Here is a 17,405-nt window from a genome sequence, read left to right as displayed (position 1 = left end):
TTTATTCGGATTAATTGTGAACAAGAAACAAATTTATAACTATATTAGAATCATCAAAAAGAAAAATCGTGGACGCAGGTAATATAATTTATATAGTAGCAGTAATCATTTACTTTATTTACACCGCTGTAAAGAAGGGGAAAAAGAATGAAGATGTCAATTTGCCGGATCAAGATCCTAATATAGACCCGGGTCAAAGGCCAGTTTCTTTTGAAGATCTACTAAAAGAAATTAGAGGAGGTCAAAAAGAAAGAGAGAGAGATTTGGAGCATTCTGGGCAAGGGACAGTCATAGAAGATAGGAAATGGTCAAAACCTGTAATTTCTCCAGAGCCAGAGCAAGAAAAATATGTAACAAGTTCGGATAAACTGAGGAAAAATCAACCTGAAAATGACAAATACGGTGATTATTCAGGTTCTATCTCTAGCAGTGAAGTCCCAAAGTTGAAAACACTTGACGAGCAAGTAAGTATAAATTCTTCACTGACAGGATTGAAAGTAAGTGAATCAAGAACTTCCAAAAGAAAGTCTACCAAGAATAATCGATATCAAAAAATGCTCTCCAACCCAAAATCAGTAAGGGATGCAGTAATCTTAAGCGAGATCCTGAATAGAAAGCATTTTTAGTATTTTTTTTGTTTAACCTTTTTAATTAAACATTCCACAATATTTTTTGTTAAAGATTGTAATCCAATACAAACTTTAAACTCGTATTTGTGGACATGGAAGAAATCAATACAAACAAAACAGGCAATCTTTCGGTACAAAGAAGAGATTTCCTTAGAAAAACAGGCTCTTTGGCAGTAATGTCAATGTTCGGAGTTGGATTTTTCACTTCTTGTGCAAGTGATGATGATACAAATCCATCTGGAAACAATCCAAATCAACCATCACCCTCAGAAGGCATCACTGTCACCAATGATACTGTGGCTATTGATTTGACTAAAGTATCAAATCTAAATAATGCAGGAGGATGGATATTGATTACTTCTGCAAGAATGCTAGTGGTCAACACAGGAGGTGGTTTTAGTTCCCTGACGTCAGTGTGTACCCATACTGGTTGTGATAGAAACTGGTCATTGAACAATGATCAATTTGTATGTTCTTGTCATGGATCTAGATTCACAACTGCTGGGGCTGTAGTCCAAGGTCCTGCTTCAAGACCTTTAGCAGCTTTTTCCAATAGCAGATCAGGAGATATACTCACTATAAATAGAGGATAATGAAAAATCTAATCGTTTTTTTCTTGTTCCTTTTTGTTCTTACAATTTCAAGGGAAGCTTTTGCTCAGGTGTATAAGACTGAAGGTGGAAATGTGGAGTTCTTGTCAAAAGCTCCCTTGAATGAGTTTACAGGTAAATCTGAAAAACTTAATGGATTAATTGATCTTGAAAAAAATGATCTCGATTTTTTTATTGATTTGAATACATTGAAGACAGGGATTGGACTTAGGGATCGCCATATGAGAGAAAATTACCTCGAAACAAAAAAATATCCCTTTGCTGAATTTGTTGGAAAGATAAAAGAAAAAGTAACTATCAAACCTGGTGAAAGCAAAGATGTAACAGCAGTTGGCAAATTCAAAATACATGGTATAGAAAAGGAAATTAGTGTTCCTGGAAGAATTACGGCGACCTCAAACAACGAAATTAAGCTTGAGGCAAGTTTTAAAATCTTGCTATCGGATTATAAAATAGAGATCCCAAAAGTTGTATTCTATGAACTGGCAGAAGAACAAACAGTGAGCATTTCAGCAATACTTAAAAAATAAGCTATGAAAGTAAGATTTATTCTAATAATGTTTTTTCTTTCACAGCCAATAATGGCACAATTGGAAAGGAAATTAGACAACGAAACACAAGAGGTAGATTTGATTTTTCATGCGCCTAGACACATTAATTTGCTTACAGTAGAACCACTGGATAAGAAAACCTTGCACTTTGCAATCATGCACACTTTTGGTCCTTTGAATGGAGGAGTTCAAAACCTATTTGGTTTGGACAACGGTGCGAATATTCAATTTAGTTTTGAATATGCATTGGGTGAAGATTTTTCATTGGGGGCTTCCAGATCTAGTAGAGATAAGTTTTACAATCTTTATGGAAGATATCATCTATTGAAGCAAACACAAGACGATGCAATGCCCATTTCCCTTTCAATGATGGGGGGAGCCGGTGTAAATACATCTGATTATACTTTTTTACAAAACGAAAACCCAAGCTTTAGTGAAAGAACAAGTTTCGCAGCTCAGCTGATGCTAGCAAGAAAATTCAGTGATAAATTGAGCGTGCAGGTATCACCTATGATGGCATACTTTACAGACCCAAATCCAATATTTTTTATCGAAGGCGATCAAAATTTATATCTGGCAGTAGGTTTAAGTGGGAAATATAAGATTACAGGAAGATCTTCCTTAACTTTTCAATACATCCCAAATCTAAATAATGATTTGAGGAACAATGTGGGAGTAGGCATCGATGTAGAAGCTGGTGGACACGTATTTCAAATGTACTTCGTAACCTCCCAAGCACTCAATGAACAATATCTTCTTGCGGCAGGAAATGGAAGAATTGGTGAAGAATTTAGAATTGGATTCAATGTGAATCGAGTTTTTGCCACGGGAAGGAAGAGAAAGTAATTAGATTTTAGTTGATTGAGTTATTGGTGAATTGAGTTATGGGTTGATTAGGTTATTGAGTTATTTGTTGATTGGGTGACTAGGTTCTTGAGTTAATGGTTGGTTGGGTAATTGGGTAATTAGGTTATTGAATTATTAGTTGATTGGGTAATTGTTTCATGTAGTACATCTTGGTACATAGTACTTGGTACATTGCTTTAGAAGCATTGATTATTTTTCTAGTAGCACGAATTCAATTAGGAATTGAGATCTATGGGAATTTAGATTTTTTAAAAGTATCTTTTGGCTTTAAAAATTACCTATGGCACAATCATCCCAAGTAGAACAACAGAAGATCCTTAGAATATTTAAGTTAATCAATTTGCTTAGAAGCAATATCGGGAAGCCTGTTCACAAGCTTGCAGAGACTTTGGGTACTGATACACGCACAATCTATAGATATTTCAAATTGTTGGAAGCACTGGGTTTTCAGATTGAAAAAAAGCATTCGAAATTTAGAATAATTGATAGAGTTGAAAATCCTGATGATTATAATTTTGGGACTTTTTCGGAGGAGGAGATAAATTTTGTTGGAAATTTGATAAAAAAACAACCGAAGAAAAATCTTCTTAAAGATTCTATTCTTCAAAAAATCACTTTAAGATCTGACTTTCAAAAAAGTGTAAATCAATTGTTTAATGCAAATCTAGGTAGGTTTGTAGATTTGCTTGTAAATGCCATCAAGGGAAAGAATCAAGTGATACTGAAGGATTACTACGCACCCAGCAGTGATTCGATCATGGATAGATTAGTAGAACCAGTTTCATTCAACAAAAATTTTGATGCCATCCATGCTTTTGAGATAGAAAGTAAAATGATGAAAGTTTTCAAAATAGAGCGAATAGGTGAAGTTCAGCTGACCAGTACCAATTTTGAATATGAGGCACTGCATGAACCCTTAGAGCAAGGGTTGTTTGGGTTTTCAGGAAAAAACAATTTCCATATTCATTTGAGATTAAGCAAGCGGGCGTATCAATTGATGATGGAAGAATATCCCGATGCCAAGCCTTTTGTGTACACCAAAAACCGCAATCAGTATTTCTTCGAAGGTGACATCCCACAACTTCCTGGAATCGCAAGATTTATTCTAGGATTGCCAGGGGAAATCGCAGTGATAGAAGGAGAGGAGCTTAAAGAATATTTGGAAGTGCAGATTGGAAAGATGAAGTTTTGGCTGTGAGTTTTTGAACCGCAGAGGCGCAGAGGACGCAGAGGGTTAACTTTGCGCCATTGCGGTTTATCTTTTCAAAAAGCGGCAAGAAATTATTTTATAAGTCACTGGTTTTAAATTATCAATATCCTTTTTAAACTATCTAAAATTTGAACCGCAGAGGCGCAGAGGACGCGGAGAGTTAACTTTGCGCCTTTGCGCCTTTACGGTTTATCTTTTCAAAAAGCGGCAAGAAATTACTTTATAAATCAGTGGTTGTAAATTATTAATATCCTTTTTAAACTATCTAAATTTGAACCGCAGAGGCGCAGAGGACGCGGAGAGTTGACTTTGCGTCCTTAGCGCCTTTGCGGTTTATCTTTTCAAAAAGCAGCAAGAAATTACTTTATAAGTCACTGGTTGTAAATTATTAATATCCTTTTTAAACTATCTAAATTTGAACAGCAGAGGCGCAGAGGACGCGGAGGGTTAACTTTGCGTCCTTTGCACCTTTTCGGTTAGTTTATTAAAAAGCAGCAAGAAATTACTTTATAAGTCACTGGTTTTAAATTATTAATATCCTTTTTAAACTATCTAAATTTGAACCGCAGAGGCGCAGAGGACGCGGAGAGTTAACTTTGCGTCCTTTGCGCCTTTGCGGTTTATCTTTTCAAAAAGCAGTAAGAAATTACTTTATAAGTCACTGGTTATAAATTATTAATTTCCTTTTTAAACTATCTAAATTTGAACAGCAGAGGCGCAGAGGACGCGGAGAGTTAACTTTGCGTCCTTTGCGCCTTTGCGGTTTATCTTTTCAAAAAGCAGTAAGAAATTACTTTATAAGTTACTGGTTATAAATTATTAACTATCCTTTTTAAACCATCAATTACCCTTACGCTGTTAAAGTTTATCAGTACCCCAAGCTTCAAGTCCTTTAATCTCAAATAAGTTAAAATCTGTGCCGTGTGAATATCGGCAAGAGCATCAACAGCTTTGATTTCTATAATGACTTTATTTTCTACTAGTATGTCTATTCTATAACCAGCATTTAATTGCACCTCTTTATAAATTACAGGAAGAGTGACTTGAGTTTGAATATTTAATCCTAATTGCCTTAGTTCATAGGCCAAACATACTTCATAACTGCTTTCCAATAAACCAGGGCCTAACTGTTTATGTACTTCTATTGCAGCACCAACTATTTTTTGTGAAATTTCATTTTCGGTCATAATTTATTTCTTTGAACCGCAGAGGCGCAAAGGACGCAGAGGGATTTCTTTTCGAACACTGTGTCTGTGCGGTTGTATTTTTTTTGAATCAGAGAAATTAATTTACAATCATAATTTACCGCGGAGGCGCAGAGGACACAGAGGTGTTTCTTGGGGAACTCTGTGAATCTGTTGTAAGTATTCCTTAATTAAAGTTTTTCTCTGCATAATTTAGAAAAACAAAGCTGTTAAATCAAAAAATCATTATTTTGAAATCATTGTAAAGGTATTATTAGATGTGATTTTTTTTGGTCAATGAGATTTACTTAAGGATGTTACACCCCTCTGTTTTTACTAATAAATTCCTCAACCGATTTTTCATAATCTTCATCTTTACCTATTTTTTCATTTATTCCATAATTTGGAGAGTGGTAATCGACTCTTACAAATTGACCAGGTAGATCTTTTAGATCTTTATTTATGTTAGTTTGCATTTCATTTTTCAAATCTAATTCAATATTAGGATTTTGAGGATCTGGATTTTGGCTATCAAATTTTTCGGTCAGGAGCTTTTGAAGATTTGAAGCTCTTATAAAGTTCCTTTCTTCAATATATGCAGATATTTTTAAGTTGTATGGCATATTTCTAGGTAGTCTTAATGCCATCAAATTCTCTTTATTCAACATTATCTGCCTATTGTATTTAGGAGAAGATGGATAAATATTCAATGCTGCATTTTTTCCTGAGCCACCAAATCTGTCTCCAACCAAATGCGCATTATCAAAACCTCCTCCAGCTGAATCTGTAGCTCCACGAGGAATTCCATTTTCCTTAAACTTCAAATCCTTACCGTCGACAATTCTATTTTGAATTTGAGTGGGTACTTCTTTTGAAATTTCATCAAACCTGACTTTCACTTCAAAACAAGGCCCTTCTTCTCCTCTTGAAGTTTTAGTTTTATATTGGGCTTTAAAAACCTTTCCTTCTTTTGAAACTGAAATTGTCTCTGGAATATAATTTCTGTGGTATCCTTCTTCAGCCACAACCAGCTTATTATCTACAATTGCTAATTTTTCATAGCCTTTATCTGCCATGTTTGCTCCTCTCATGATCAAGATACATGGGATTCCTCCCACAACTCTTTCCTGCGTAAAATAGACTTTTTTCCCTTCAACCAGATTTCCTTCACCATTCAGTGCATTCGAAAAACTTTGGGAAAGGCCACCGTTATTTTCATCAAATATCACGGTATTAAGATACGTATCCAATAATGGTAGGCCATTTGGATTACTGGTGCTATCTCCATCTGTTTTTGAACCTGGTGCGGTTGTTCCATCACTCCCTTTCCAGTCGTACTTCCATTCTTCACCATCTAGCCTCGGTGTAATCGACTTAAATACTGGATGCTGGGCTTTTGTTTTTCTGGCTACTTCTTGTACTTGATCAATTGTCAACTTACCATCACCATCTCTATCTTGTCGCTTATCTTCTTCTATTAGGAATTTTTCCCCATCAGCTATTTTTTTGTCTTTCTCCGGATCATTCTTTGAATCTTTATCTCCTCCAAACCCTAATCTCTTCAAGAAGCTCTTGCCCAACTCCTTAATCTTCATCCAAAGTTTAGTAATTGCTTTGGCGACTCTTTCTTGGATTTTGGTGATGATGGCGACTACTTTGGTAGCGAGTCCACCGATTCCGAGCAGGTTTGCCAAGAACCCAATAACCAAAGGAATGGCTCTGGCAAGTGCACCTTCTATGGCGTTGGCTACTGCTGTGATGCTTCCTGATGCTACGGCTCTTACGCTTTCCACAAATGCACTGACCAATTCTATAATCTGTGCCGCTTTTTGAACAAAGAATGTGACCACATCTATGATTGCCATTGCAGCTTTGATAAACGCACCTACAGGAGATAGCAAACCAAGCAGCCATTTGATACCTGCGCCAATGATAGTATCTCGGATCATGGTCTTGATTCCTTCGATCACCAGTTCTTTGAGGTCATTGAACTGCTCTTTGATGTATTCCCAAAGTCCAGTCAGACCTTCATTCTTCAAAATCATGATGATTTCAAAGCCAGTTTCTAATGCCTTCATCACTGGCTCACCGATTACCTTGACTCCAATAGCCCTGACTCTGTCCCATGTGAATCCAAGGATTTGACTTGCCAAAGAGAAGATTCCTTTCAGGGAGAATATGTCCTCTGGCATTTGGATTCCAACATTTCCTAGGGCTCCTGTGAGCCAACCAATCAATCCTGCCTGAAGGTGAGTGAGAATGTTCTTCCCGAAGTTTTCCAATCCCAAAGCAATTCCACTGAATAAGTTTTTCAAGAAGCCAATTGGATCTTCAATGATGGTGTTGACTACATCGGCAATAGCACTTAGAAGGTTCAGGAACATATCCTTCAGTGCAATGATTACTCCAATTACTTCACCAATGGCATCCATGGCCATGTCTATCAAACCTCGATTCTCAGCTTGCATTTCTTCAATACGGGCATCTACTTCCTGCAAACTTTCCATGTATTGCGCAGCTAGACTATCTACCAATGCAGTTTGTTTTTCATTGACACTGTCATCTAGGCTATCAAATTGACTTTGGATAGTTTCGGCAGCTTCTGTACCGATGCTTTGTAAGTTTTCAGGCAATTCTGCTACATATTTCGCAACTTCATTTCGTCCTTCCTGAATGGTGTTCTTAGCTAGATTGAGTTCATTGGCTACTTTTTCCGCTATAGGATCGAGAGCCTTGTCTATGTAATCTATGTAAACTTGTCTTCCTTCAGTGAAAAAATCATTGACTTCATCAGGCATACCAGCAAGTTTATCATATGCCCATCTTGCTGCGCCATCTAAACCACTATAGCGCTCAGCTTTGTAAGCGCGCATTTTTCTATCCACATATTGCTCAAATAATTGCTTCGCTTTGGTAGCGGCTTCGGTGAACATCTGCGTGACTTTTTCTTCCAAAGTATTGAGAATGCCTTCTACTTTGGTTTTTGTCTTTACATAAATCGCATTGATGTCAGCAGCTATTCTTGTCCTTTCAGCGGAATCATTTGCACCTGTTTGCTCTTGTGTCTGTGCCAATCCTTCGAAAGAAGCTTGCCTGTCTCCATGCATCTCTTGAAGCTGGCCTTGACTGATATTTTCGGCAGAAGCTGCCGTAGCTCCTAAGGTAGATTGCTCTCCTGCTCTAAATTGTTCAGGAGCTGAATTTGCATGTTCTTTTGCAGATTCCTTAGAGCTTAAAGCTTTGGAAAAACTAGGTTCATTTGCATTTGCAAGTTGCTGCTCACTGATATTATTGCTCTCCATCTGTTGCTCAACTTCCTGAACATTGTCTTGAAGTGGAGTGCTTACCTGACTCTCTGGTCTTGGGCTTGGCATTGATCGATTTGCCGAGATACTCGCAGGAGTTTCACCGATATTTGGAGCAGGTATTTCTTCGATTTCCCGCGCTACAACTGCATCCACATCGGGTTCAGCTTCACTTGATGCTGCTATTGGGCCAGCTGATTGTTCTTGCTCTTGGTTTACTTGTGAAGTAGCGTTTTCCTGAATTTCTGAGAGGTTGTTGTGTTGATCAAATTCTGTAGCTTCTTCGGCATTTGCAGGTAGTTGCATCTGCGCAATCTGAGCCATCAAGGCTGCTTTGAAACCAGCTGCATCAAATTCATTAGGCTCTTGGGCAGCCATCGCTTCAACCTGACTTGTTTGGGCAGCACCCATACTTTCGTTTGCTGCGATAGGAGCAGCTCTTTGGGCTCTTTGAGATTCTACTTCAGGATTTTCATGTTGGGAAGTCTGTGCTGCAACTTGCTCACTGGCATTGACTAGCGCATTGAAAGCTGGATCTTCATAAGGAGAACTTGGATAGGAAATTGCTTCCTCATTTGAAGTTTCAACAGCTTGACCTTCAGCATTTGATTCGCCTTGCAAAATTTCCATTTCTGGAATTTCTACAGTTGGTTGGTCTGTATTTTCTGAGGAAGAACTTGCTGCTTCTGAAGTAAGAGAGGAATTTGTATTACCACTTGATGCACTAGATTCAGTAGCAGGAAAAAGGGAATCTTGGAGCAAAAATGAATTGGAAGTATCATCCAAGAGCATATCTTGATCCAAATTAAGTGAGTTTTCAGACCATATAGGTTTTGAATCGATCAATGACTGACTTTCCTTATTTGGAGAATTAGTTGACCGATTTTTAGTTTTTGGTTTTTCTATATGGCTTGCTACAACTGACATTTTTTATTTACCAATGAACAAATAGGCTATTCTTCAACCAAGGAAACTTTACGATTGAAAGATTCCATGGCAATGATTCAAGAAGAATATCCTGAGACATTCTCTTGATTGTTAATCTTTTACTTTCTAATTCAAGTTTTCCTTCTCTTGTGAAAAATAACTCTCTCAAACCCTCAGGTGATGTGTTTTTTAATTTCCCCCAATGACCTATTGCAGCCATCAAAAGACTATTTGCTTCTTCCTTTATATTTGTTTCTAATTCAAAGAACCTATCAACCGAAAATTCTATAGGTACTCCACATAGGAATTTTTCAAATACCAAACTATGCTCATATGCATAGGATTTTCCAGTTGAGAGATAATGCAACGAATGAATTGCGAGGTCATAACTTTCTTTTGGAATGCTATTTTTTTTATCTAAAACACCGATTTTTTTATAGAAATTAAGGAGAAAAGGATGGATGATAATCAATCCTGCATTATCAATATAAATTGTTGCTTGTTTTTCAGCTGCTTTTTTCTCCTCAACTTTTTCTTTTGGTTTTTCTTTGACCATACTTTTGTTTTCACTTTTTAGAAATTCAAAAAACTCTTTTTCTCGTAACCTCGGGTTGAAAAGCTGCTGAAAAATTACAAAGTCAGTTAACTTTAGTAAAGATGAAATTGGATTGACAGAGTTGTCTGATGTATTATTGCCTACAAAAGATAGTGACCTAGTCAATTTTATGAATTCCTTGTACTCAAGTCTTCTTAAATCTGGAATGATCTCGTTTAAGATTGCTGTTGATTTGGAAGGAAAAAACCATGATTTATAAAATACCAATGCCCAAACCAAAACTCTATTTTTTGATTGAGCTTGCTTTATGATTGTTTTGCTTTCTAATGGAGAAAATGTTGTTTTTTGACCAAAAGTCAAAATTTGAAATATCAATTCATTTTCAATCTGTTTGATGAATCTTAGAAAGGTTTTAGGATTCTTTTGGAAGGTGATTTTTAATTGGGAAATCAACTTCTTTTGGGAGGTTTTTAGATTCTTAGTTTTCAAAAACTGCCTTAATTCCGTATCCAAATTATAATTTCTTGGCGCAAACCATGGTAGGGAGCCATTTGACAGAAAGTATATCAATATTTCAATAATGCCTTTTGAAGTTTCAGCTATTGGTCTTTTTGAATCAATTTTAGAAAGAATTAGTTGATCTAACTTTCTCTTCATTTCTGTTTCTAGCTGTGCTTCATTAAACCCAAAAATAGATTTATTTGTGATTAGACTTTTGAGATCAATCTCAAGTTCAGCTGCATTTATCCTTAGATTACCCTTAAACTTATAATTGAGTAGGATTTTTTCTAGAAGGGGTAGGACATGTTTATATACAAACAGTTCAGTATCCTTCATGATTTGTTTTGAAGTTAGTTTGGACTGTATCTGTACGTCAATTGCCAATTTTTCTACAATGATCAGCTCTTCTTTCATCCCAGTTCTTTTAGAATTGAAAGTAGCCTACTTAAATGAATGATCAAAATATCTTCATTGTCATTTGCTCCATTTTTTATTCTGAATTCAATTAACTCTTCAATAAGATTTCGCAATGCAAGCAACATCTTAGTGTATTCAGGGTTTTTGAGATGGTTTTCAATGGTATTGAAAAGCATATTAAAGGCTCCCGACATCTCTTCCAAAACTTTCCCATCAATGCACGTCATCATGGCATAAACCATTTCCAGACTGATTTTATAAACTTCTATGATTACTTCTCGGTGATTAAAGAATCGCTCATCGAATACCTTGCTATTGAGGTTTTCAAATGAATTATGAATACCACTAAAATTCCCTAAGTTGTTTCCAGAAATATAGCTCTTGGTATTTTTTTCAAAGTCTTGAACAAACTCACTTAGTGCGCTAAGATCTTTTTCAATTGAAACTCTTAGTTCAGATCTACCAATAAGTCTTGCAAGATTTACTTTTAAAGTTGAAAGTCGCTCCAAAGCTTTCGAAGAGCAATCACTTTCTTCTTTACCTTTGTGATCAAATTCAATATCAGTAGTCAGCAAGCCACATTCCGTTTGGATAGATAAGCTTACAGAATTTTTTCCTGCATTGAAATCAGTCAATTCTATTTTTTCTGATGTCTCTGAAGTGATTTTCTTTTTGTTAAAAGTCCAGTGAAATTCCTCCACTGAGATATTTGAAGTAATTACATGAAGATTACTTTCAGCTATGTATTGGTGACTTAAGACTAATTCTTTCTGCTCAATTATGGTGATGCTTTGCTTTGATTTTTGACCATTGAGGATGAAATAAATGGGCTTATCGTAAGCATCAAATTCTGCTGTGATAATTAGATTATTGCCATTTATACTGAGACCAGAATAATCTGATTCCAATGAAATTTTAGTCCTATTTGGAACTAGCGAAAATGGTATCGAGTCTTGATTTTTTGGGTCTTTACAATGCTGAGGTTCTATACTAAAGCTAATTGCTTCCTCATCTTCAATTGGCGGATTGATAGATATTTGTGACTCTTCTTTTCCGCAAGGTGTCTCGACCATTAAAGAGACTTTGATTTCCTTCTTGAATTCTTTGTCGATTATCAAATATTCAGAACTCTCTCCTTTAAATTCCTTTTCATTTATGTACCATTGATAATTGGCATAGGGTAAATTCGATTTGACAATAAAAGCTTCTCTTTCTTTGTCAAACTCATAGCTGAGTTCAAGTAAGCCTTTTTGAATTACTTTGATTGATTTTTCGAGTAATTTACCAGCTGAAACAAACTGTATTGGAATTTCAAAATCTTTGAAATTCTGATCAATGGAAAGTATGTTATTTTTGATGGAAAGTCCTTTGAAAGGGGTCGCTAGGTTAATTTCAGCATCTTGCGGAATGATTTCAAATGGAACCTTGACTGTTTCCTTATCTCGCTTACAGATCGTAGGTTCTATATCAAACTGAACATCTTCTTTATCTTCGATAGGTGGCGTGACCATAAATGCAATAGGAGCATTTTTGGAGCAGCAAATATAGGGGAGGGCAAAGTCTGCAATAACCCTATTGGTTTTGGCATTGTAAAGCAAAACAAAAGTACCTGCATTCGGCACACCGGCCATGTGTTCCAAACCTGGATGCTTTGCTACAAAATTTGAAAATCTGGTATCTTCTAAAATCCTCTTTTTTCTATCAATTGTTTCTTGGAATATCACTTTCAAAAAATCACCAGCGCAGCAATTTTCTTTCAACCTATTCAATATAGCCAAGTAATGGTCTTCAAAATCCTTTTTGACATAATCATTTCCTGCGTCATTGATAGTTTCTGAAATGAAATTAAATGCTTCATTAGTCAGTTTGCATAGGTTATCCAAAGCAGCTTCAAAAGACCCAAGTTTTGCTTCGTTGATGAAATTTATGTTTGTTGGAAATTCCTTATTCAACGTTTGAATAGCTGCCATTAGCTTGGTAGGGAAGGTGACTCTCATTTCCTTATCTACCTCAGCCCAATTTTTCAAATCTGGTATTACACTTACTAGTTGACCTTCATAAATGGCGACTAAATCATGGAATGAATAATTTCCTTTTACCTCATTGAAAGACTCGAAACCCTTTCCAATATCTTCTGCACCTTTTGTAATTGGGAAATAAGAAGTAGGTTGTTTGTAATAGTGAGCTTCTTCGACTACATCAAGTTTTCTAGTACCTGCAATGTTGACTACATTGTATAAATCAGCGTTTGATGTACTCTTTTTTCTTGACTCTTCTTTCGGTAATTCAGATTTAACCTCAGTTGTTTTTGCCTTTTCAGTACTGGAAGTCATCCCATAAATATCCCTAAATGAACCAACTGGATTTTCGTACACAGCACTCACAAAAGTTTCTCTTATAAAATAGTCCTTTACATGATTGTGGCCACCATCCGCTTTTGTACTGAAGCCTGTCAAAAATGTAGTCGCTGTTTGAAGTAAGCAAATCTGTTGTGCTCGCCATGCAGATAGATTCGTCTGAAGATCTTTAAACAAAACCGGGAAATCATTTAAATCCAAATCCTTCATTTCCATTTCAGAATTGAGGCAGACCACATCGAAATTCAATCCATATTCTACCTTTTTCTTAAGGATAGCATCCAATGCTGTAGCCCAGTTTAAATCGAAAGCTCCTTCAATTCTAAAGAAATCTTTGCAGGAAAGGTCAAAGCCCAAGTCTTTTTCACTGTTGATTTCTTGCTGATCTCTTTCAGTTGATCCAAATTTCCAGTTTTTTCTCAATGGTGAATTTTCGAGATAATATCTTGGTATGGCTTTTTCACTAAGATTAGCGCATAGTTTAGAAGGTCTGATTTGGATTTCGATATTTCTACCACCATTAAAATTCGTCACCATGGCATCTAATCGATTAAGAAGCATGTTGATTTTTCCTTTCACATTTTGATCATTTGCCAAAGCCGAAGATTTGTAAAAACCATGTCTGATTGAATCATCCTCAATGGTTCCCAAAAGAATATGTTTTGGAAACGAGTTAATTTCATGGTTGCATATAGAATCTATTTTAAGTGTCAAGTCTTTGATTTCATCATAAGTAGCCATTAAGTCAAGTAAAAAATCATAGTTGTATTGAGCATTTGGGAATGGTTTTGGAACAAAAATATTTCTGGCTTTCAATGATAAAGGCAATTCAAAACCGAAGCTTTTACCCAAAATTTCGAATAAATCTTTACAAGCTTGATTGAATCTAATGGTTGCTTCTTTTGCTACATCATTATATTTCTCCAAGTAAATGGACTCTTTTTGAATAAGAGTAGAGGCAATCACTCTTTCTATCTTTACATTTTTTCCTGTGAGGTCTTTGATTTTTCCAAATTGATTGAAAATTGTGTCATTTTTTAAGACTACTTTTCCTACATTTTCTTTGTCAATCAAAAAATAGCGAAGTCTGGAAATCTCAGGAATTCCTTGACTATCGCAATCAGATTCGTTGCAGACATCATAAGGTTTTGTATAATTTTCCAGGTACAGAACCACTACATAATCATTGATTTTGATATCTGAAATGTTTTTTGAAGATGGAAAACTCTTGGCTTCTTCTTCTGTGAGCAATTCCAAAATTGGGATGTATGATTCCTTTGATTCCAAAAATGGTTCATACTGAACCTTGTGATTACTGAAAGGTAAATAGGCTACAAAATCAATTCCCTGAATAGCTATAGGTGATTTTTTTGAATTTGAATTTTTATTTCTAAGCTTGATCAGATCCCCATCTGTAGTCAAAGCAGTTCCTTGACTTATGGTCAAAACATCGTCTGAAAGGGAAACTTCCATACCACAGACAATACCAGCACCCGTAAGGGCAAGTCTAGATAACCTGTCTTGATTGTCCAGATATTGTACGAGCAGATTGAGCTGTGCTGCTGTCAGAAGCTGATTATCTGCAAAAGATTTATAGTCTGAAGTGATGTTTTGAAGTTTCATGACTTGATGGTTAAAATTTTAAATATTGGTTCTACCAAGAATAATTTTTCCTTCAATCTCATTAGAATCGCAATCATGCAATTGACCAGGGAGGTAGAAATTATTCAGGTTATTTATAGCTTTGATGAGTAGAGGCAAGGTGTCTTGTTTGCCATTGGTTTTTTCTATCAGGTATTTCCTGAGATTTTCTTCAAACTGAAGCAAATCGTTATTGCTATCTTCAACAGTGTTTTTTCTATGACCTACCCAGCATATTTTTGCCAAAATATGGGCTGGAATTTCTTTGCGAATCAGGTCTTCTGCAAATCTCCTAAAATTGATGTCTGAAAATCTTTGGGTATAACCTGGAAGAACAATACTAAGTCTAAATGTATAAGGGTCGGCATTACATCCTTGATCGCAATCATCAGCACAAATAGGAAGATAATAGTTTTCATCTTTATGATTTTTACCCTCAGGAAGCATTAGCACATGTTCGATTAAGTGAATTCCTTCATCTGAAAATTCTTTCACAAAAAATTCTATTGTATCCAACACTGCATCCCTCACTTTATCAATAGAATTGAAAAACCTGTACTGACGGGCAATTATTCTTTTTGGATCACTGAAAGATTTAATGTTTGGGTTGATGATATTGAAAGAATACTTACCAGAATCTGATTTTACAATTTCGATTACATTGACTGTTTTTCTTTTGAAATTCGTGTTTTTGATATTTGAGATTGCTATTTTGTCTGTGTTTATGGCTTTGTAAACACTCTGATACATTTCTCTTTCAGCTGCCCGATAAGTGTTGTAATTTTCTGTGGCAGTAAGAATGATCTGGTTTTCACTGTTTTTTATTCTCCATCGGTATTCACTGGCATTGACTTTATAGATTTCTACAAATTTTTCAGTGATGGTTTCCCTTTTGTAAGAGTTCCCTTCAGCCATTTTGATTCCCAAAAGGCCAGCAATTCTATTTTCCAAGCCAGACACATTCGAGCTGTTCCATAATGTCTGATCTGTTTGCTTGTAATAGTTGAAAGCTGATGCTCTGCGACTGCTTATATGGTCGTAATTTTCCAAAAATGCCTGTTTGTTGTCATGAACAATTTCCTCTGATGCATCGCCATATATACTTTTCATAAGAAAAGCATAGTTTCCGAAGTTTTCTGAAAATCTAGCAATCAAATGATCCTTGATCTTGGAATTTCTTATTTCTTGATCATCAAAATTTTGGAGTAAATCTTTTGGATCAAATTTTTTGAAATCTATAATCAAATCCTCTATTCCTTTGATATCAGAAACTGTTTGGGAAAAATAGCTATTGGATAGTCTTCCTGAAATTGAAAGCTGATCTTTTACATTTTCAAGATGTTTGAAATAACTTGCCAAAATTTGATCGAAAAAAAGTAAATACGTCTTCAATTGTTTTGCTTGGGCGTGCCTGATACGGGGTTGATTCTTCGAAAGTCCATGATTGCCGATTCCATAATTTTCAGGGAAATTATGAGTGATACTTTGATAATTCCCAATTTTGAAATTATTCCCTTTGGGAAAAGAAAGGGTATTGTTAGCTGCAGTTTTTTCTAGATTATTGGCTATACTTTGCATCAAAATCTTCCTGTAATTTTGGATTTTTTGAGAATCCAAATTAATTGGAAGACCTTGCTTTTTGAAGGAAAAAACACTTTTGCCTTTACACAAAACCGGCTTGTGGTTGGCTTTGATGCAAAGGTTCCAAAGATCATCTTGCTCTTGTTTTTCGTTGCAAAAACTAATGCTCATATCATGGATCAAAATTACACCTTCTACTTTGAGGATGAGATTCATCAAATCACTCAATCGAACCTCTGATCTCAATTCATTTTTTTCAAGCTCTTCATCGATAATGAACCCATGTTTCAGAAGAGGTCCCTCAAAAATCGCCTCTGTTGCATATCCTTTAGCTGTCATTTCTGCCAAAGAATTGAATCTTACCTTTGGTGAAAAATAGTTTTCAATTGCCAAAAGTATTTGTGCATTGATAAGATTTTCATCTGCTTGAGGGCTGATTTCAATATCAGCACAAACCCTTATTTCTTGTTTGTCCACTGTTTTGATCTCAACAAGGTCCTCACAGAGATTTCTATTGGCGTGATAAGTCTTTCTAATTTGTTCAATCAATGGCTTTGGATTGATCACATCATCGGCAAAATCCACCCAAAGTGTATGCAATCCCTTGATCTGAGTATCTCTGCGTAATTCTCTAGGTACATCTTCAAAAGCTTTTGCCAAGAGACTGACTTTTGCATCCCGACAGTTGATAAATAGTTTTTTTGAAAAAGGCCTCAAAAAGCAATTATTGATTTTGAGAGGGTCAATATCCAAGAAAAGTTTTCTGTAATCGAGTGCAGTCAATGCATGATTGCTCATGATCTTATGTGCTTCAAAAAATTGATCTCCACCTTTATCAAAATTCAGCAAATCTTGAATAGGCATGCTAATCCTTAGTCCCAAATCAGTAATGGCGTAGCACAATATCTCAAGCGTAGTAATGCCAGGATCATGGGTATTGTAATCCGTCCAAAGTTTTCGGCCAAACTGCTCGATATATTCTATTCCCTTTTTCCTAAGGAAATCAAAGTCTAGATCATCTTGCGTCTGTATATTTTTTGATATTTTGAGATCTGGAATAGCCATACT

Annotated in this window: 10 protein-coding genes; 5 read left to right on the top strand and 5 right to left on the bottom strand. The window is 35.8% G+C overall.

Annotated features, from left to right (window positions below):
* Positions 1-68 precede the first annotated feature (68 nt).
* The 5 genes from MM213_RS10325 (at position 69) to MM213_RS10305 (ending at position 3,856) form a co-directional block, all read left to right on the top strand.
* Positions 69-626 carry a hypothetical protein gene (locus MM213_RS10325; RefSeq protein ID WP_241412009.1) on the top strand — a complete coding sequence of 186 codons (558 nt, stop codon included), beginning with the start codon at positions 69-71 and terminating at the stop codon, positions 624-626.
* A 95-nt stretch (positions 627-721) separates the two neighbouring features.
* Positions 722-1,222 (top strand): QcrA and Rieske domain-containing protein, encoded by a 501-nt coding sequence (locus MM213_RS10320; protein WP_241412007.1) that lies wholly within the window; start codon positions 722-724, stop codon positions 1,220-1,222.
* Entirely contained in the window at positions 1,222-1,770 is a 549-nt protein-coding gene (locus MM213_RS10315) for a YceI family protein (RefSeq protein ID WP_241412005.1), read from the top strand. The genes MM213_RS10320 and MM213_RS10315 overlap by 1 nt, the downstream gene beginning before the upstream one ends.
* Positions 1,771-1,773: 3 nt before the next feature.
* A complete protein-coding gene (locus MM213_RS10310; protein ID WP_241412003.1) occupies positions 1,774-2,637 on the top strand; it encodes a DUF5777 family beta-barrel protein in 864 nt (287 codons plus the stop codon).
* Between the two features lie 301 nt (positions 2,638-2,938).
* Positions 2,939-3,856 (top strand): helix-turn-helix transcriptional regulator, encoded by a 918-nt coding sequence (locus MM213_RS10305; protein WP_241412001.1) that lies wholly within the window; start codon positions 2,939-2,941, stop codon positions 3,854-3,856.
* An 821-nt stretch (positions 3,857-4,677) separates the two neighbouring features.
* Here MM213_RS10305 and MM213_RS10300 read toward each other — a convergent pair.
* The 5 genes from MM213_RS10300 to MM213_RS10280 all read right to left on the bottom strand — a co-directional run bounded on the left by MM213_RS10300 (position 4,678) and on the right by MM213_RS10280 (position 17,402).
* Positions 4,678-5,055: a GxxExxY protein gene (locus tag MM213_RS10300; RefSeq protein WP_241411999.1), complete on the bottom strand. Its 378-nt coding sequence runs from the start codon at positions 5,053-5,055 to the stop codon at positions 4,678-4,680.
* A gap of 314 nt (positions 5,056-5,369) precedes the next feature.
* A complete protein-coding gene (locus tag MM213_RS10295; protein WP_241411997.1) occupies positions 5,370-9,284 on the bottom strand; it encodes a phage tail protein in 3,915 nt (1,304 codons plus the stop codon).
* 7 nt (positions 9,285-9,291) lie between these two features.
* Positions 9,292-10,755 (bottom strand): contractile injection system tape measure protein, encoded by a 1,464-nt coding sequence (locus MM213_RS10290; RefSeq protein ID WP_241411996.1) that lies wholly within the window; start codon positions 10,753-10,755, stop codon positions 9,292-9,294.
* On the bottom strand, positions 10,752-14,738 hold the full coding sequence (locus tag MM213_RS10285; RefSeq protein ID WP_241411994.1) for a hypothetical protein: 3,987 nt from the start codon (positions 14,736-14,738) through the stop codon (positions 10,752-10,754). The genes MM213_RS10290 and MM213_RS10285 overlap by 4 nt, the downstream gene beginning before the upstream one ends.
* 18 nt (positions 14,739-14,756) lie before the next feature.
* Positions 14,757-17,402: a baseplate wedge protein gene (locus tag MM213_RS10280; RefSeq protein WP_241411992.1), complete on the bottom strand. Its 2,646-nt coding sequence runs from the start codon at positions 17,400-17,402 to the stop codon at positions 14,757-14,759.
* Between the last annotated feature and the right edge of the window lie 3 nt (positions 17,403-17,405).

This window comes from Belliella alkalica (assembly GCF_022549785.1).
GTDB lineage: Bacteria > Bacteroidota > Bacteroidia > Cytophagales > Cyclobacteriaceae > Belliella > Belliella alkalica.
This window is presented reverse-complemented; position numbering and strand designations above follow the sequence as displayed.